A 17,517-nucleotide genomic window follows, 5' to 3' on the forward strand; every position below is an offset into this window, starting at 1 on the left:
CCTCCGCAGCGGGCAAGAGCGTTACACCAGCGAGTCCTGCCACGCGGCATTGAGCGCCGCGAAGCGTCCGGTGCCGCTGGTGAGCTCGGCGGGAGTGCCGTCCTCCACCACCTCACCGTCGGCCATCACCAGCACGCGGTCTGCAATTTCAACCGTGGACAGCCGGTGGGCAATGATCAGCGCGGTCCGGTTGCCCAGCAGGGTCTTCAGTCCCTGCTGCACCAGCCGCTCGCTGGGAACATCCAGGGAGGAGGTCGCCTCATCCAGGATCAGCACAGCCGGGTCGGCAAGGAACGCACGGGCGAAGCTGATCAGCTGGCGCTGCCCTGCGGAGACCCGTCCTCCGCGCTTGTTCACATCGGTCTCGTAGGCCTCGGGCAGGGACTCGATGAAATCGTGGGCACCCACGGCGCGGGCTGCCGCTTCGATCTCCGCCCGGCTCGCGCCCGGCTTGCCGAGGGCAATGTTCTCCGCCACGGAGCCGCTGAACAGGAACGCTTCCTGGGTCACCATGACGACGGCTCGGCGCAGGTCCCGCTGCGTGAGATCCCGAAGATCCACTCCGTCCAGCAGCACTGCACCGTCAGACGGGTCGTAGAAGCGGGCGATCAGCTTGGCCAGGGTGGACTTGCCGGCGCCGGTCTGTCCCACCAGGGCAACGGTCTGCCCGGCGGGAATGTGCAGGTCCAGGCGGGGAAGAACCAGCGGGCCGCCACCATAACGGAACTCCACGCCGTCGAACTTTATGTCTCCCGCGGCATCCTTGAGTTCCACCGGTTGCCTGGGCGGGCGGACAGTCGGCACTTCTTCCAGGAGGCCGGACACCTTTTCCAGGGCCGCCGAGGCGGACTGGAACGAGTTGTAGAACATGGCCATCTGGTCCACCGGCTGGAAGAACCGCTTGGCGTACAGGAGCAGCGCCAGCAGCGCACCCACTTCCAGGCCGCCGTCGAGCACGCGGTAGCCGCCCACCAGCAGCACCACGGCCACAGTCGCATTGCCGATGAAGATCAGGCCGGGCTGGAAGACGCCGTTGAGGTTAATGGACCTCAGCGTGGCCCGGCGGTAATCCTCGGCCAGTTCGTCATTCTTCTCGGCGTTGACGGTTTCGCGGCGGAACGCTTTCACGGCACGGATCCCGGTCATCGTTTCCACGAAATGCACGATCAGCTTCGCGGAGGTCACACGGGAGGCCCGGTACGCCGTCTGGGAACGCTTCTGGTACCAGCGGGTCAGCAGGAACATCGGTACGAACGCTACGCAGAGCAGCACTCCGGTGCGCCAGTCCAGGGCGAAGATGCTGATGGCTACGAACACCATGTACATGGCTCCCGAGGCCAGGGAACTGATGCCGGAGTCCAGCAGTTCGCGCAGTGCCTCCAGATCCGAGGTCTGCCGCGAGATGATCCGGCCCGAGGTGTAGCGCTCGTGGAATTCAAGGCTGAGCCGCTGGGTGTGCCGGAAAACCCGCAGCCGCAGGTCTAGCAGCATCGCCTGGCTGAGCTGCGCCGTGGACCGGACATAGCCCGCCGTCAGCCCCGCCGCGAGGACTGCGGCGAGCAGGTAGGTGGACCCGGCCGCCAGCAGCGGCAGGGAGCTGCCCTCCTGCAGGGCAGGCAGTGCATGGTCAATGCCGAAGGCGATGATTGCGGGCCCGGCGACGCGCGCGGCCTGGGAGAACACCACAAGTGCGATGGTGAAGATGAACCTGCCCCGGTTGGGGCGTACAAGGGAAGCGAGCAGGGAGAGGGAACGACGCCGGACCGCACGGTTCTGCTCACGGTCCAGGTTCAGGTTGTCCTCGCCTGCCGTGCCAACACCGGCGTTGTCCGGCTTTCCGGGCTCCGGCAGGGGTGCACCGGCCCGGCGAATGCTAAACCGGTTCACCGGAGAACCTCGCTTTCATTTTCAAGTCCGCTGTCCAGGTCCTGCGGGGCTGCCGGCAGGCTGGCGATCACGTGGCGGTAGTGCTCATTTCCGGCCAGCAGCTCGGCGTGGGTGCCGACGGCGGCAATCCTGCCGTCCTGCATCAGGGCTACCCGGTCGGCAAGGGAGACTGTGGAGGGGCGGTGGGCCACGACCAGGGTGGTGGTGTCAGCGAGGACTTCGCGGAGCCGGTGCTCCACCAGTTCCTCCGTGCGCACATCCAGTGCGGAGAGCGGGTCATCCATGATCAGCACCGTGGGCCGCGCGGCAATCGCGCGGGCCAGGGCCACACGCTGGCGCTGCCCGCCGGAGAGGCTGAGCCCTTCCTCACCGATCAGGGTGTCCACGCCGTCCGGCAGCGAGTAGACGAACTGGGCCTGCGCCACTTCCAGGGCTTCACTGAGCACCTTCTCTGCCTCGGCTCCGCTGGCTGGCTCTGCGCCGAGCAGCACATTGTCCCGGACCGAACTGGAGAAGAGGGTGGTGTCCTCGAAGGCCACGGAGACGATGCGGCGCAGCTCCTGCAGCGGGAAGTCCCGCACATCGACGCCGTCGATCCGGATGCTGCCTGCCGTCACGTCGTAGAGCCGGGGAACCAGCTGCAGGAGCGTGGATTTGCCGCTGCCGGTGATGCCGACCAGCGCCATGGTTTCACCCGCGCGCAGGTCCAGGCTCACGCCGTCGAGCACGTCCCGGCGTTCCGGCGAAGCATCCGGGTAGGCGAAGTGCACATCTTCAAAGGAGAGCTGGCCGTGGACGGTTTCCGGCCGTGCCGGGTGTTCCGGGTCGGTAATGGTGCGTTTGGCGTCCATGACCTCGAAGTGCCGGTCGATCGCGGTGGCGGCTGTGAGCGTCATGGACAGCAGCGGGCCCATGGACTCCACCGGACCTGCGACGACGGCGGCGGTTGCGAAGAACGCCACCAGCGCACCGATGCTGACCTGGCCGTCATTGACCAGCAGGATGCCCAGGACCAGGGACACCGCCAGTGCGGCCTCGGGCAGCAGCGTCACCACCAGGGAAAACTTTGCCAGCGAGTTCGCCTTGTAGACCTCTGTCTGGCGCAGGCCCTCGGCCTGCTCCTCGAACGCGTCCAGTGCCTCGGAACTGCGGCCGAAAGCCTTCAGGACGCGGATCCCGTGCACCGATTCCTCGACGGTGGTGGCCAGGTCCCCGGCCTGGTCCTGGCTCTTCCTTGATACCCGGCCGTAAAAGCGGCGGAACCTGAAGCCGTAAACGACGATCGGCACAGCGGCGAGCAGGAACACAATCGCCAGCTGCCAGGCGGTGAAGAACATGATGGTGACGCCAATGAGAACCGTGAGTGCCGTGACGATCAGCATGAGGGCGCCGAATGCCATCCAGCGCCGGATCAGGTTCAGGTCACTCATGGCCCGGGAGAGCAGCTGTCCGGATCCCCAGCGGTCGTGGAACGCCACGGAAAGGTCCTGCAGGTGCCGGTAGAAGGAAGTGCGCAGGCTGGTTTCAACGATTGTGGACGGCGCGACGGCGAACTGCCGCCGCAGCGCCATGAACACCGCTTCCAGAGTCCCCAGCACCAGGACGATTCCGGTAGCCCACCACAGCGCCGTTACCGCACCGCCGGGGGAGAGGTAGGAGTTCACCAGGACGCGCAGTACCTGGGGGATGGCCAGCGCAACGACGCTGGCTCCAATGGCCGAGAGGAAACCGAGGAACAGGCGGGGAAGGATCGGCTTGATGTGCGGGTACAGGCGCCCCAGGGATTGCCACAATGATGTCTGCCGGGGCATGAATCCTCTTCGAGATCGAGAGGTCCGCGCCTAGGAGGTGCGGGCCGGATACCGCTCAATCCTAGGCCACCCCGGGCGTGGTTACGACGCCGCGTGCCGGTTTCGCCCCTCCCCGCCGAGAGAGGCCACTTACGGCTCGTTTCGGCGCTCTAAGGAGCCGTAACTGGCCTCTCAGCGGGAGTAAGGGTGATGAGGACAGCTTCCGGCCGGCAGGCGAACCTCACCGGGGCGAACCGGGACGTGCCGATGCCGGCCGAGACATTCAGCGGCACGGTGCGGCCGTTGTGTTCCCAGTCTGTTAGGCCCTTGGCCCGCCAGGTAGGCAGGTCGCAGTTGCTCACCAGTGCGCCGTAGCCCGGAATGCAGACCTGCCCGCCGTGGGTGTGCCCGGCCAGGATCAGCTGCGCACCACCGTCGGTGAAGTAGTCCAGCACCCGCTGGTACGGGGCATGCGCGACGCCGACGCGCAGGTGCCGGGCCGCGGCCGACGTCGAGCTTCCGGCGGGGAATCCGGCATAGCGGTCCCGCTTCAGGTGGGGATCGTCAACGCCGGAGAAATCCAGGCGCAGTCCGTTCAGGACCACGGACTGGTTCCGGTTGGTCAGGTCGATCCAGCCGGCGCTGCCGAAGGCCGTGAACATCTCTGCCCAGGGCAGTTTGGCCGGGTTCTTCCGCAGCCTGGACGGGGAGGTGAAGTATGTGAACGGGTTCTTGAGGACCGGAGCGTAGTAGTCATTGGAACCGGGAACGAACACGCCGGGAAACCGCATCAGGGGCTTGAGTGCTTCCAGCAGCGGCGGCACTGCCTGCTGATGGCTGAGGTTGTCTCCGGTGTTGACCACGAAGTCCGGTTCCAGGTCCGCAAGGGACTGCAGCCAGCGGGTCTTGCGGTCCTGGCCGGGAACGTAGTGGATATCCGAAAGGTGGAGCACCCGCATCGGCTTGCTGCCCGCAGGCAGCACTGCCACTGTCTCGGTGCGGATGCCGAAGAGGTTCCGTTCAATGAGGGAACCGTAGGCAAAGGCTGCGGTGCCGGCAGCCGCGAGGCTGCCGGCGGTCCACGCGGCGGATCGAAGGACCGGGGCTACCGGATTACTGGTCGCCAAGGTCAGTCGTCGTTGTTCTGGTTGTTGCCGTTGCCGTTGTTGCCCGGGTTCGCGGACTCAGAAGGGCTGGCGCTGGGGCTCGGCCGGGGAGCCGGAGGCTGGCCAACGATGTTCGCCGGCGGGGCGGTGAACGGATTGGCGCCGTACTGGCCCGGAACCCGCTGGATGAAGTTCTTCCACGACGGGCCGGCAATCAGGGAGCCGTCGATTTCCGGGTAGTACCGGCCGCCAATGAGCTTCTCGGACATGGTGGTGTTATTGGCTTTCCAGTTTCCAATCCAGGAAGCAGTGGAGAGCCCGGTGCTGTAGCCCATGAACCAGGTCTGGGAACGGTAGTCATTGGTACCGGTCTTGCCGGCGGTGGGCACGCCCACCTGCAGGTTGATACCGGAGCCGTTGGTCATCACACGCTGGGTGGCCACGTTGACGCCCTGGGCCACTTCCTTGCGCATTACCTGTTCACAGTCTTGTTCGGGAACCGGGTATTCCGTGCCGTCGCTGCCCTTCACCGACACCAGGGCACGGGGTTCGCACATCAGGCCTTCAGCTGCGAAGGTCGCGAAGCCAGTTGCCATGGACAGCGGCGAAGCGTCGCCGCCGCCGCCGAAGGTCGACGGCGGGTTCACGGCCAGCATTTCGCGTTCGCCGGATGCGCTCTTGCCGTTGTGCACGCCTGCGGCGAAGGCCATCTGCTGGAATTTGCAGAGGTCCAGCTCGTTGGCCGAAGCCAGCGTGATGGTGTTCAGGGACTGGGCCAGGCCTTCCAGCACGGTTGTATTGCGGTAGTTCGTGTCTCCGTAGTTAATCGGGGTCCACGGATCCAGGATGGCGTACCGGCCGCCGGGCAGGCAGCTGGCGTTCCAGGTGTGGCCAGCCGGGTAGGTCCGCTTATTGCCGTTCAGCTGGGCGTTGAGGGTCTTGCCGGAATCCAGCCAGGCCGCAACGGTAAACGGCTTGTAGGTAGAACCGGGCTGGAATCCGCCCAGGCCGTTCAGGAGCTTGTTGGGATCGCCATCCTGATACGCGTCCACGTTGAAGTTCTGCACGGAGTTTCCGGCTGCCAGTTCCGGGGTGTACCGGGTGTTCTGGGCCATCACCAGGATCTTGCCGGTGCCCGGCTCGACGCTGACCATGGAGTGGCCGATCTCCGCATCCGTGGTGTCCGGATTGGCGGTCTCGTTGATCGCTGCCTGGGCAGCGTTCTGCAGCGTGGGGTTCAGCGTGGTGGTGATGCTGAGTCCGCCGCGGTACAGCAGCTTGGTGCGGTCCTCGTAGGTGGCACCGTAGCGCTCGTCGTTGAGCACCAGCTGCTTCACGTAGTCACAGAAGTAGGGCGCCTGCTCGGCACCGACACAGCCGTTGAGGACCGGAGTCAGGTTCAGCTCCAGCCCGGTGGCAACCGCGGCATCGTGTTCTTCCTGGGTGATCCTGCCCTTGTCCAGCATCGCGTCCAGCACGAGGTTCCGGCGGGCCAGGGAACGGTCCGGGTTCAGTTCCGGGCTGTAGAAGGTGGGCCCGTTGACGACGCCGGCCAGCAGGGCAGCCTGTGCAATGCTCAGGTCCTTGGCATCGACGTTGAAGAAGTACTTCGAGGCGGCCTGCACGCCGAAGGTTGTTCCGCTGAAGGGAACAATATTGAAGTAACCCTCCAGGATCTCGTCCTTGCTCAGTTCCTTCTCCACGGCGATGGCTAGCTTGATTTCGCGCAGCTTGTCACCGACGGTCTTCTGCCCGCTGAAGACAACCTCCCCGCCTTCCTGCAGGTTGGTGTCGATGATCACGTTGTTCACGTACTGCTGCGTGATGGTGGAGGCGCCGCGGGTGCGGTCGGAGGTGACGTTGGAAACGATGGCGCTGAAAATGCCCTGCAGGTCCACGCCGCCGTGTTCGTAGTAACGGTCGTCCTCGATGGCCAGCATCGCATCGATCATGTGCGGGGACACCTGGTCCAGCGTGATCGGCTGACGGTTCTCCTCATACAGGGTGGCGATCAGTGATCCGTCGTTGGCGTAAATCCGGGAGGGTTCAGCCAGCGCCCCGCGCTGCAGCTCAGAGGGCAGCTGGTCGAAGAACTGGATGGATCCGGAGGCCGCAGTGCCGGCGGCAGCCGCGGCCGGTACCAGCAGCCCGGCGGCAAGGACACCGCATAAAGTGCTTACCCCAAAGAAGGCGACAATCTTGCCCAGAGTGGTAGCCGTGTCAAAAAAAGGAGATTTGCGAGCTGCCATGCGGATCAGTCTACAAGCACGCGCTAGTCTTTGGATCATGAGCAAATGGGAATACTTCATTACACCGCTGCCTTTGCACACCCCCGGCGCCGTGCTGAACATGCACGGTGAAGAAGGGTGGGAGCTGGTGCAGATTACCCCGGCCCCGAACGGCACCGGTTCAGTGGCCTACATGAAGCGGGAGAAGGCCTGATGAGCACTGCCCCCGAGGCGGTTTCCGCCGTCGAGCAGCGCCTGGCCGAACTCGGCCTGGACCTGCCCCCGGTCGCCGCACCGGTGGCAGCCTACGTTCCTGCCGTAGTAAGCGGGAACCACGTGTACACCTCCGGCCAGCTGCCGTTCGTTGACGGTGCGCTGCCGGCCGCGGGCAAGGTCGGTGCGGATGTAACCGCCGAGGACGCCAAGACGTACGCCGCACGCTGTGCCGTGAACGCCCTGGCGGCCATCAAGGCGCAGATCGGTGACCTGGACCGGGTGACCCGGATTGTGAAGGTTGTGGGCTTCGTAGCCTCCGACCCGTCCTTCACCGGCCAGCCCGGCGTCATCAACGGAGCGTCCGAACTCCTGGGACAGGTATTTGGTGAGGCGGGCAGCCATGCCCGTTCCGCCGTCGGCGTGGCAGTGCTGCCGCTGGACGCGCCGGTGGAAGTGGAAGTGATCGCAGAGTTTGCCTAGCGTCTCCACCCGGCATTTCCAGCTGCCGCCCTGGCAACAGGGCGCAGCGCAAAGCTGGTTCGAACGCGGCGAAGGAGCCGCCCGCAAGCCGCGGGCGGCGTCCTCCGTCCTGCTGCTGCGCGACTCCCGCCAGGGAGCCGAAGTGTTCCTGCGCTACCGTCGGGGCGAATCCCCGCTGGGCAAGATCGCCTTCCCCGGCGGCAGCCTGGAAGAAACCGACGGCGATCCCGTTGACTGGTTCGGCCCGTCACCCGCCGAGTGGGCCAGGACCCTGGGGATGGACGACGCCCAGGAAGCCCGCCGCCACGTTGTAGCCGCTGCCAGGGAGCTGTTTGAAGAGACCGGCGTGCTGCTGGCTGGTCCGGATGAGTCCACCCTGCTGGAAAGCAACCGGGGCCCGGAATGGATGACCGCGCGAGTTGGCATCGCTTCCGGGGAGGAGTCCTTCCCCCGCCTGCTGGCCCGCCGCGGACTGGGACTGCGCAGCGACCTGCTGCGGCCGCTCACCCATTGGCTGACCGCGGACTTCGCGCTGCGCCGCTTCGACACCCGCTACTTTGCCGCCGTCCAGCCGCTGGGGCAGGAAACCTCGCTCCTGGAAACCAAGGGTGTCTGGGGGCAATGGCGAGCGGCTGCAGTGGAAATGGAACGGGCAGGCACCGCGGCACTGGGTGATGAAGTTGCCCAGCCGGATACGGAGGGGCTGACGCTGGAACAGCTCACGGTTCCGGCCGTGGCGCTGATGATCGAAAAGCTGGCCAAGGCCCGGGGCTGCATTGCCTACCTGGCGCACCGGCGCGCGAACGAGGTTTTCCAGCCTGAACTCGTGGAAGCTGACGGCGGGTACGCACTGCGGGTGACGGCTGTCGACGCCGCGGAGGGATCCGGGCACCGCGGCCGCTGATGCCCGCGGACACAATGCAAAAGCGGCACCGCTTCCGGGAGGAAGGCGGTGCCGCTTTCTTTTTGTCTGGAAAGACTCAGCGGGAGCGCTGGCGCAGGCGCTGCACGTCAAGGATGACGACGGCGCGTGCCTCCAGCCGCAGCCAGCCGCGCTGGACGAATTCAGCCAGCGCCTTGTTCACGGTTTCGCGGGAAGCGCCAACCAACTGGGCCAGCTCTTCCTGCGTCAGTTCGTGGGCCACCAGGATGCCGTCTGTTGCGGGCCGGCCGAACCGGTCCGCCAGGTCCAGCAGTGCCTTGGCGACACGGCCCGGGACGTCGGAGAAGACCAGGTCGGCCAGGGACTCGTTGGTGCGGCGCAGGCGGCGGGCAAGGGCCTGCAGCAGCTGTACGGACACCTCGGGGCGCGTCTCGATCAGGGCGCGGAGGTTCTCGTGGCGCAGGCCAGCCAGGCGCGTCTCGGACACTGCGGTGGCCGTGGCGGTGCGGGGGCTCGGGTCGAAAAGGGCCATCTCGCCGAACAATTCGCCCGGGCCAAGAATGGCCAGCAGGTTCTCGCGGCCGTCAGGAGCCGAACGCCCCAGCTTGATCTTTCCGGACACGATGAAATAGAGCTGGTCGCCCTGGTCACCTTCGCGGAAGACTGATGCCCCGCGGGACAGATCGACCTCGGTGAGTTCGTCGGTCAAAGCGGCGAAGACGTCGTCTCCCAGTGAGGCGAACAAAGGCGCGCGGCGCAATACCTCGATATCCATGAAATCTCCTGTTAATAGTTGTCGCTTCTACTATCTTGCCGCACCGAAGGGGCATGTGACAGCCGTAATAGCTTTGTTCGCCCTCGGATGATAAAACGCCCTGCCTAATGTGCGCAGGATTACACGTCGGTCGAATCGTCAGGGGCGGCCGCTAGACTCGGGAGGCAAAGCGGCTCGCGACCAGCCGCCGCACGCGTACGTACACCATATTGGAGCTCTTTGTGCTCGGATTCACCGTTCTGGACATCATTCTGGGCCTCTCCCTGCTGTTTTACCTGCTGGCGGGCCTGCGGAACGGTCTCGCGGTTACACTCGGCGGCATCGTAGGCTTCGTGGCCGGTGCCGTGGCCGCGTTCTTCGCCATCCCCCTGGTCTCAGGCTGGGTGCCGGATGAAACCTGGCGGCTCGTGGCCGTGATCGCAACCGCCGTCGTGCTGGTCCTGGTGGGCCACGCGGCCGGAGCCGCGCTGGGCGGTGGGGTGCGCCGCTGGTTCAACTTCGCACCGCTGCGCGCACTGGACCGGATCCTTGGCGGTGCACTGAACGTGGTGGTCGCTGCCGTGGTGATGTCCATGCTGGCGTTCAGCATCGGCACGCTGGGCATGCCTTTCCTATCCCAGCAGATCGCCTCCTCCAAGGTCCTGGTGACCATCGACTCAATGACGCCGAATGCGGTGAAGACGGTAGCGGCGCAGGTGCGTTCCTTCACCCTCGACGAGGGGCTGCCGCGCATTTTCGACGGCGCAGCTCCTGAAACGGTGGAGCTGCCTTCCGAGGGAATCAGCTCTGATGCCCTGACCGCGGCGTCGTCGTCTGTCCTGAAGATCACCGGCACTGCGTTCCAGTGCGGGCAGAACCAGACCGGGTCAGGGTTCGTCGTAGCCGAGGACCGGGTCATCACCAATGCCCATGTGGTGGCCGGAGTCAGCGAACCGGTGGTCCAGGTCCCCGGAGGCGGGGTGCTGCCCGGGCGGGTTGTGCACTTTGACCCGGCACGGGACCTGGCTGTCATTGCCGTGGAGAACCTGGACGCCACGCCGCTGGCACTGGGCACCGAACTGCCTGCGGGAACAACCGCTGCGTTTGCGGGCTACCCGGCCGGCGGTCCCTTCCGGCTCCAGCCCGCCGTAGTGCAGAACCTCGGCGACGTGTCCGTGCGCAGCATCTACGGAACCTCCCCGGGAATCCTGGAGGTCTACACCTTGGCCGCCAACGTTCAGCAGGGCAACTCCGGCGGCCCGCTGCTGGATATTGACGGACAGGTGGCCGGAGTGGTCTTCGCCAAGACCACCGGCGACCAGCCGATCGGCTACGCACTGTCCTTGGCGGAACTGGGCCCCATCGCTGACGCCGCGCCGGATTACCGCAGCGCTGTATCGCCGGGGGAGTGCATCAGCGAGTAGCGGACCCGGCGGCGGCGTCCAGCTTCGCGGCTATGTAGTCCACGGCCATCCGGTAACCGGCAATTCCGGCTCCGCAGATGACAACCTCCGCCACGGCGGAGACGAACGAGTGGTGCCGGAACTCTTCGCGCTTGTGGATGTTGCTCAGGTGTACTTCCACCACTGGAAGCCCCACTCCGGAGAGTGCATCACGGATTGCCACGGACGTGTGGCTGTAGGCGGCAGGGTTGATGATAATCGCATCGGCAAGCCCGGGTGCCCCGTGGATCGCGTCAATCAAGTCGCCTTCGTGGTTGGACTGGATGCAGTCCGCGGTCCAGCCGTGGGATTCCGCTGCCGCGACGGCGGCAGCCTCCACGTCATCCAGGGTGTCCGTCCCATAGACCGCGGGTTCGCGCGTACCAAGCAGGTTCAGGTTGGGGCCGTTCAGGACCAGGAGGTTGCGGGTGCGTTCTGTAGTCATGGGTTCAACTATGCCGCAACCTGCGCGGCGTCCTGCGTCTGTGACTGCGCCCGGATGCGGCGGGCAGCTGACAGGGCGCCGGCGATCGTAATGACGGACATCAGGGCCAGCACAGCACCGGGGTGCCACCAGGCGGCGCCGGTGGCGTCGGAGAAGAGCTGTGTGACCGCCGGCGTGAAGCCTGCCGCGATGCCGGCGAAGCTGTAGGCCAGGGACATTGCGGTGTAGCCGGTCCGGGCCGGGAACAGGTCCGCCATGAGCCCGCCCAGGGCAGCCCACGCGGCGGTGGGGGCGATTCCGCCGATCAGGATGGTCATGATGTAGAGCGGCTGGTCCGCAACGCTGATCAGGTAGTACAGCGGGAACGAGATCAGTGCCGTGGCTGCGGCCCCGCCGGCAACAACCCGCGCGGACCCGATCCGGGTGGCGAGCCATCCAAAGGCCGGAATGGTGGCCAGCTGCAGGATCGAGCCCACCAGGGCGGCGTTCAGCACCGTGGATTCGGACAGTCCCAGAACTGTTGTGCCGTAGGCCTGCGTGTAGGTGGTCATCAGGAAGTAGGAGCCGATGCCCAGCAGGGCGGCGGCCATGGCGATGACGACGGCGGCGGGCTGGCTCCGGAGGACCTCCAGGACCGGAACACGCGCCACCTGGTGGTGCTCGGCCACGTCCTTGAAGACCGGTGTTTCGTCGATGGCGAGGCGCAGGTAGAGTGCCACGGCCATAAACGGGAATGCCAGGAGGAACGGAATGCGCCAGACCCCGGCTTCCATGGCTTCGGGGGAGACCTGCGTCAGGATCAGGAAGGTCGCGGTGACCATGATGGTGCCTACCGGCGAGCCGATCTGCGGGATGGCTGCGTAGAGGGCGCGCTTTCGCGGCTCGGCGTGTTCACTGGCAATCAGGACAGCGCCGCCCCATTCCCCGCCCACCGCCAGGCCCTGCAGCAGCCGCAGCGCCACCAGCAGGATCGGAGCCCAGACGCCGATTGAGGCGTAGTCCGGGAGCAGGCCGATGATGCCGGTGGCCAGCCCCATGAGGACGATCGTGTAGATGAGTGACTTCTTCCGGCCCACCCTGTCGCCGATATGGCCGAACAGTACGGCGCCCAGCGGCCGGGCAACGAAGCCCATGCCCAGGGACAGGAAGGCCAGCAGGGTGCCGGTGAGCGGATCCACGTCGGGGAAAAACACCCGGTTCAGGATCAGCGCCGCCGCGGTGCCGAAAACGTAGAAATCATAGGATTCCAGTGCAGTCCCGACGAAGGAGGCTCCGGCGACCCTGCGGGCCATCCGGGAACGCTGTGCGGGGTTCACCGTAGTTGAGGAAGTAGACACAAGTGCTGATTGTGCTAGGTGCCGGCGGCTTTGGCCAGTTGCTGAGCCGAAGGTCACGATTTCGGTCACTGGGCGCGGCCACGGCGCGGTGAATGGCAGGCCGGGCCTGCCTCCCAAGCAGCTCCTGCGTTAGCGCCGCCCTGCGGGCAGGTGCTGCTTCAGGACGGCGCGGCCGGCCTGAAGCAGTGAGGTGCCCACCGCCTGGGGATCGGCGACGTACCCGTGGACCATGGCGCCGTCGCGCAGCATGATCAGCTGATCCGCGGCGAGCTCCGGATCGACGGCCCCGAGCCTGCCCGCAAGCTCGGCCACCAGCCCGCGGAACCAGTCCCGGTGGCGGGTGACGGCGGCGCGTACCGGGTGGTCGCCGGCAGGGTATTCGGCTGCCGCATTGATGAACGGGCAGCCTCGGAAACCGGGCCTGCAGGCTTCGGAGCCCATGACCTGCGCCAGAGTCTTCAGTGCCTCGCAGGGGTCCGCGGGCAGATTCTCCGCCGCCTCACGGATCAGCGCCGACTGCCGGTCGAGGTAGGCGGCCACCAGGTCATCCTTGGTGGGGAAATAGCGGTAGAAGGTCACCTTGGTGGTGCCCGCGGCGGCAATGATCTTGTCCGCGCTGACGGCGCGGATCCCCTCGCGGTAAAACGCGTCCGTCGCTGCATCAAGGATGCGCTCGCGGACCGGCCTCGGCTGGCCGGGTGTCTGATCTGCCATGAATACTCCTGTGCTGCCGGTCCGGGAGGACTGGCCATTAGTAGACTTACTAGTTAGTCTACTAGCAGAACGGCGGAATGTTCCGCTCTTCGACAGCCAAGTGTTCAAACTCGAAGGAGAACCCGATGAGCGCCATTTACACAGCAGTTGCCACGGCTACCGGCGACGGCCGGAACGGAGAAGCCCGGACCAGCGACGGCCTGCTGGAAGTCGACCTCGCCGTTCCCACCGAGATGGGCGGTGCAGGCGGGGCCACCAACCCCGAGCAGCTCTTCGCGGTGGGGTACGCTGCCTGCTTCCACTCCGCCCTGAAGATGGTTGCCCGCCAGGCCAAGGCCCAGATCAGCGACAGCGCCGTCACCTCCGAGGTGAGCATCCACCCCAAGGAAGAGGGCGGTTTCCAGCTCTCGGTTGCCCTGCACGTTGAGATGTCCGGTGTTGACCAGGCCATGGCGGACAAGCTGGTCCAGGAAGCCCACCAGGTCTGCCCGTACTCCAACGCCACCCGCGGCAACATCGAGGTGGAAGTGGACGCCGTCGTCGGCTAGTTCCGCCCTCCCCGCCCCCCAAAAACGAGATAACAGAAACTGCCCGTATCGAGCTCGATACGGGCAGTTTCTGTTATCTCGTTTTAGCTACTTGCGCAGCGACTCAGCGATTTGGGACATCACGGTATTGTCCGCCAGGGTGCTCGAATCACCGGGCTCGCGGCCCTCGGCAACGTCCTTGAGCAGCCGGCGCATGATCTTCCCCGAACGCGTCTTGGGCAGCTCGGGAACCACCAGGATGTGCCTGGGCTTGGCGATCGGACCAATCTCCTTGCCCACGTGGTTGCGCAGCGTGGTGACAATGTCGTCGTCGTCCTTGGCGCTGCCGCGCAGGATCACGAAGGCAACCACCGCTTCACCGGTGGTGTCATCCGTGGCGCCAACGACGGCGGCCTCCGCCACCGAGGGATGGCTGACCAGTGCGGACTCGATCTCCGTGGTGGAGAGCCGGTGGCCGGACACGTTCATCACGTCGTCCACCCGGCCCAGCAGCCAGATGTCTCCGTCTTCGTCCTTCTTGGCGCCGTCGCCGGCGAAGTACATGTTGTCGAACCGGGACCAGTAGGTGTCCTTGAACCGCTGCGGATCTCCCCAGATGCCGCGCAGCATGGCCGGCCACGGCTCCTTGACCACAAGGAAGCCGCCGGAGCCGTTGGGTACCGGCTCACCCATCTCATCCACCACATCGACGGAGATTCCGGGCACCGGAACCTGGGCGGAGCCGGGCTTGGTTGCCGTGACGCCGGGCATGGGGGCGATCATGTGGGCACCGGTTTCGGTCTGCCACCAGGTGTCCACGATCGGGGCGGGGACTTCCTTCTTGCCGCCGTTGCCGCCGATCACCGTGCGGTACCACATCCAGGCTTCCGGGTTGATGGGCTCGCCCACGGTGCCCAGGACCCGGATGGAGTCCAGGTTGAACTTGCCCGGGATGTCCCGGCCCCACTTCATGCAGGTCCGGATGGCAGTGGGTGCCGTGTAGAGGATGGAGACCTTGTACTTCTCCACCAGCTCCCACCAGCGGCCCTGGTGCGGAGTGTCCGGAGTGCCCTCGTACATCAGCTGCGTGGCGCCGTTGACCAGCGGGGCGTAGGTGACGTAGCTGTGTCCGGTGACCCAGCCGACGTCGGCGGTGCACCAGTAGACGTCCGTCTCGGGCTTGAGGTCGAAGGTGGCCCGGTGGGTAAACGCTGTCTGCGCGAGGTAGCCGCCGGTGGTGTGCAGGATCCCCTTGGGCTTTCCGGTGGTGCCGGAGGTGTAGAGGATGAACAGCGGGTGCTCGGAGTCATGGGGCACGGCGGTGTGCTCGGTGCCTGCAGAACCAACGACGTCGTCCCACCACAGGTCCCGGCCTTCGGTCCACTCGACCGGCTCGCCGTTGCGCTTGACGACGACGACGTTGGAAACGGTGTGCCCTTCCTTGACCAGGGACTCATCGACTGCCGGCTTGAGCAGGCTGGGCTTTCCGCGCCGGTAGGAGCCGTCCGCGGTGACAACCAGCTTTGCCTCGGCGTCGTCAATGCGGCTGCGCAGCGCATCAGCGGAGAAGCCGCCGAACACCACGGAATGGACCGCGCCAATCCGGGCACACGCCAGCATGGTGATGACCGCTTCGGGGATCATCGGCAGGTAGACGGCCACGCGGTCGCCCTTGGAGACGCCGAGGGACTCGAAGGCATTCGCGGCCTTCTTCACCTCTTCAGTCAACTGGGCGTAGGTGTAAGTGCGCGTATCGCCGGGTTCGCCCTCAAAGTAGATGGCGACTCGGTCTCCGCGCCCTTCCTCCACATGGCGGTCAAGGGCGTTGTACGAGGCGTTGAGTTTGCCGCCGACGAACCACTTGGCGAAGGGTGCATCGGTCCAGTCGAGGGTCTGGGTGAAATCTTCGTCCCAGGTCAGCAGTTCCCGAGCCTGCTTGGCCCAGAACTCAGGGCCGGACTCGGCAGCCTCTTCGTAGAGCCCGGGCTGTGCTACGGCCGCAGCCGCAAATTCCGCGCTTGGCGGAAAGCTGCGGCTCTCGTGGTAGAGGTTCTCCAGTGCGTCACCGTGCTGCTTGACCGGAGGCTGTTCAGACATCTCGGACCCTTTCCGTTGGCTTAAACCCGGCGCCGGGGCCGGGCGTCTGCCCGGCCGGCGGGGCTGTTGGTGATGTTGTCCTTACCCTAACGCGGCCAGGGCCGGCGTGTGGTACCGGTCACAGGGACCTCCGTGAAACGGGGTAATTATGCGATAAACGGTCACCCCGGTGCCCCGGAGCAGGGGTGAACCGGTAGTCTGTCCTGCTGGCGTTGACTAGGCTGTCACTGAAAGCAAACCGCTTGCGGCGCCGCTGTGGCGGTGCCTGAGCACGGACGGCGCACCCGCCTTCCGGTTGGATGCTCTCGGAACGGAGACCAGAATGAACCAGCCCCACGTTGAACACGAGGAACGTCCCGCTGCGGAAGCCGCTGCGCCGCGGCCCGGCGCCGAACCGGGAGCCGGGGTTCGTGCTGTTGCGGGGCCGTTTGGGCTGCGCGACATTGTGGTGGGATCGGCAGTGTTGGTGATGCTGGTGGGCAGCGTCCTGCCGTTCACCGTTGGCAGCGGCCGGAACCTGTGGACGGCCTTTAGCCTTTTCTACGTTGGGATCGGCATCATCATGCCGCTGGTGGTCGCCGGACTTTTCACTGCCCGCCGTCTGGCGCCGTCTACCCGCCTGCGCGTTGGTTCCCTCTCCCTGGACCAGTTCGCCTCCGTGATAGCCGTCCTGGCTGCCATTTTCTTCTTCCTGCAGATCGTCTACGTGTTCAGCGTCGGCTCCCTGCTGGGCCTGCTGGGTGCCGCGGCCCTGCTCGCTGCGACCACGTTCGCTCCGCACATCCCGCCGTTTGCCGCTGAGTTCAGCGGACGCACGGAGATTCCCGCGCACCCCGTTGCGCGGGATGCAAAGCCGCTCGTCCGTGTTCCGAAACCGGCACCCGAGCCCAAGGCCACAGAGACGCAGGGTGCCGGGCGCCCCGGCATGTTCGGACAGCCCGAGCCCGCGGACACCGTTACCGGTGCACCCCAGTCAGGGCAGGTCCAGGCCCAGGAGCACCCCGATGCAGGCCGTCCGGAGGCGGGCTTCGGGGCCGCAGGCCGGACCGACGCCGCGGCAGGAGCCCAGAGCGCGGCTGCCCCCCGGGACGATTCCGGACTGTCCGCACCCGGACAGCCGGCAGCCGGCCAGGGTACTGCGGCTGCGGCCGGGACTGCGGCTTCCGGAGCAGCAGCCGCTGCAGCATCAACGCCCGAAACAGCCGGATCATCCGGCGGCGGTAACAGTGCCGCACACGGCCAGGAAGTCCCGGCCGGGGAAGACCCGCTGCCCGCCACCACGGTGAACCCTGCCGTCCAGGGCAGTGCACCGGCCCCGAACACCCAGGCCCAGGAGTCCATCTCAGCGACCCGTGAAGAGAACGAGAACGTCGTGGAGGCGTTCTGGTTCGCCGTCGGCACGCCGCGGCAGATCGTCGACGAACGCACCGGCCTGCCGCTGTTCATGTTCTACCCGGGTGACTGGGAGCTTGGCCTGGAAGACCGCGGCCACGAGTTCCTGGTGCAGGACAAGCGCACCGGACGGATCGGCGTGCTGCGCGACCTGACCAACATCGAACGCGTCAGCGACGACAGCTCCGGACACTAAGACCACCCACCGATGCCCCGGCG

Annotated in this window: 15 protein-coding genes; 6 read left to right on the forward strand and 9 right to left on the reverse strand. The window is 66.0% G+C overall.

What is annotated here, in order from left to right; translation table 11 throughout:
• Positions 1–21: 21 nt before the first annotated feature.
• The 4 genes from ABFX29_RS06900 to ABFX29_RS06915 all read right to left on the reverse strand — a co-directional run bounded on the left by ABFX29_RS06900 (position 22) and on the right by ABFX29_RS06915 (position 7,032).
• Positions 22–1,851 (reverse strand): ABC transporter ATP-binding protein, encoded by a 1,830-nt coding sequence (locus ABFX29_RS06900; protein ID WP_152227258.1) that lies wholly within the window; start codon positions 1,849–1,851, stop codon positions 22–24.
• Between the two features lie 32 nt (positions 1,852–1,883).
• Positions 1,884–3,698 (reverse strand): ABC transporter ATP-binding protein, encoded by a 1,815-nt coding sequence (locus tag ABFX29_RS06905; RefSeq protein ID WP_152226048.1) that lies wholly within the window; start codon positions 3,696–3,698, stop codon positions 1,884–1,886.
• 149 nt (positions 3,699–3,847) lie between these two features.
• Positions 3,848–4,810, reverse strand: a complete 963-nt coding sequence (locus tag ABFX29_RS06910; protein ID WP_152226050.1) for a metallophosphoesterase — start codon at positions 4,808–4,810, stop codon at positions 3,848–3,850.
• Positions 4,807–7,032, reverse strand: a complete 2,226-nt coding sequence (locus tag ABFX29_RS06915; RefSeq protein WP_152226052.1) for a transglycosylase domain-containing protein — start codon at positions 7,030–7,032, stop codon at positions 4,807–4,809. The genes ABFX29_RS06910 and ABFX29_RS06915 overlap by 4 nt, the downstream gene beginning before the upstream one ends.
• 37 nt (positions 7,033–7,069) lie before the next feature.
• Here ABFX29_RS06915 and sp36 point away from each other — a divergent pair, with 37 nt between their 5' ends.
• The 3 genes from sp36 to ABFX29_RS06930 are packed head-to-tail and all read left to right on the forward strand — an operon-like array spanning position 7,070 to position 8,611.
• Positions 7,070–7,225: a Sp36 family protein gene (gene sp36, locus ABFX29_RS06920; RefSeq protein ID WP_141653630.1), complete on the forward strand. Its 156-nt coding sequence runs from the start codon at positions 7,070–7,072 to the stop codon at positions 7,223–7,225.
• Complete coding sequence (locus ABFX29_RS06925; RefSeq protein ID WP_152226054.1) at positions 7,225–7,707, forward strand: RidA family protein; 483 nt, start codon at positions 7,225–7,227, stop codon at positions 7,705–7,707. Before sp36 ends, ABFX29_RS06925 begins: the two co-directional genes overlap by 1 nt.
• Positions 7,700–8,611: an NUDIX hydrolase gene (locus ABFX29_RS06930; RefSeq protein WP_152226055.1), complete on the forward strand. Its 912-nt coding sequence runs from the start codon at positions 7,700–7,702 to the stop codon at positions 8,609–8,611. The genes ABFX29_RS06925 and ABFX29_RS06930 overlap by 8 nt, the downstream gene beginning before the upstream one ends.
• A 76-nt stretch (positions 8,612–8,687) precedes the next feature.
• Here the strand turns inward: ABFX29_RS06930 and ABFX29_RS06935 are convergent, their stop codons facing one another.
• Positions 8,688–9,365: a Crp/Fnr family transcriptional regulator gene (locus ABFX29_RS06935; protein ID WP_055239104.1), complete on the reverse strand. Its 678-nt coding sequence runs from the start codon at positions 9,363–9,365 to the stop codon at positions 8,688–8,690.
• Positions 9,366–9,586: 221 nt separating this feature from the next.
• Between ABFX29_RS06935 and ABFX29_RS06940 the strand changes: the two genes are divergently transcribed.
• Positions 9,587–10,768 carry a MarP family serine protease gene (locus ABFX29_RS06940; protein WP_152226057.1) on the forward strand — a complete coding sequence of 394 codons (1,182 nt, stop codon included), beginning with the start codon at positions 9,587–9,589 and terminating at the stop codon, positions 10,766–10,768.
• Here the strand turns inward: ABFX29_RS06940 and aroQ are convergent.
• The 3 genes from aroQ to ABFX29_RS06955 form a co-directional block, all read right to left on the reverse strand.
• Positions 10,758–11,231 carry a type II 3-dehydroquinate dehydratase gene (gene aroQ, locus ABFX29_RS06945; protein WP_152226059.1) on the reverse strand — a complete coding sequence of 158 codons (474 nt, stop codon included), beginning with the start codon at positions 11,229–11,231 and terminating at the stop codon, positions 10,758–10,760. The genes ABFX29_RS06940 and aroQ overlap by 11 nt on opposite strands.
• An 8-nt stretch (positions 11,232–11,239) precedes the next feature.
• Positions 11,240–12,568: an MFS transporter gene (locus ABFX29_RS06950; RefSeq protein WP_246167248.1), complete on the reverse strand. Its 1,329-nt coding sequence runs from the start codon at positions 12,566–12,568 to the stop codon at positions 11,240–11,242.
• Between the two features lie 129 nt (positions 12,569–12,697).
• Positions 12,698–13,282 (reverse strand): TetR/AcrR family transcriptional regulator, encoded by a 585-nt coding sequence (locus tag ABFX29_RS06955; RefSeq protein WP_152226061.1) that lies wholly within the window; start codon positions 13,280–13,282, stop codon positions 12,698–12,700.
• A 125-nt stretch (positions 13,283–13,407) separates the two neighbouring features.
• On the opposite strand from ABFX29_RS06955, the gene ABFX29_RS06960 reads away from it, so the two are divergent.
• Positions 13,408–13,830: an organic hydroperoxide resistance protein gene (locus ABFX29_RS06960; protein ID WP_152226063.1), complete on the forward strand. Its 423-nt coding sequence runs from the start codon at positions 13,408–13,410 to the stop codon at positions 13,828–13,830.
• Positions 13,831–13,917: 87 nt separating this feature from the next.
• Here the strand turns inward: ABFX29_RS06960 and acs are convergent, their stop codons facing one another.
• A complete protein-coding gene (gene acs / locus ABFX29_RS06965) occupies positions 13,918–15,906 on the reverse strand; it encodes an acetate--CoA ligase (RefSeq protein ID WP_152226065.1) in 1,989 nt (662 codons plus the stop codon).
• 322 nt (positions 15,907–16,228) lie between these two features.
• On the opposite strand from acs, the gene ABFX29_RS06970 reads away from it, so the two are divergent.
• Positions 16,229–17,494 (forward strand): hypothetical protein, encoded by a 1,266-nt coding sequence (locus tag ABFX29_RS06970; protein ID WP_152226067.1) that lies wholly within the window; start codon positions 16,229–16,231, stop codon positions 17,492–17,494.
• Positions 17,495–17,517 lie beyond the last annotated feature (23 nt).

Source organism: Arthrobacter gandavensis, from assembly GCF_039528575.1.
In the GTDB taxonomy this organism is placed as follows: domain Bacteria; phylum Actinomycetota; class Actinomycetes; order Actinomycetales; family Micrococcaceae; genus Arthrobacter_B; species Arthrobacter_B citreus_B.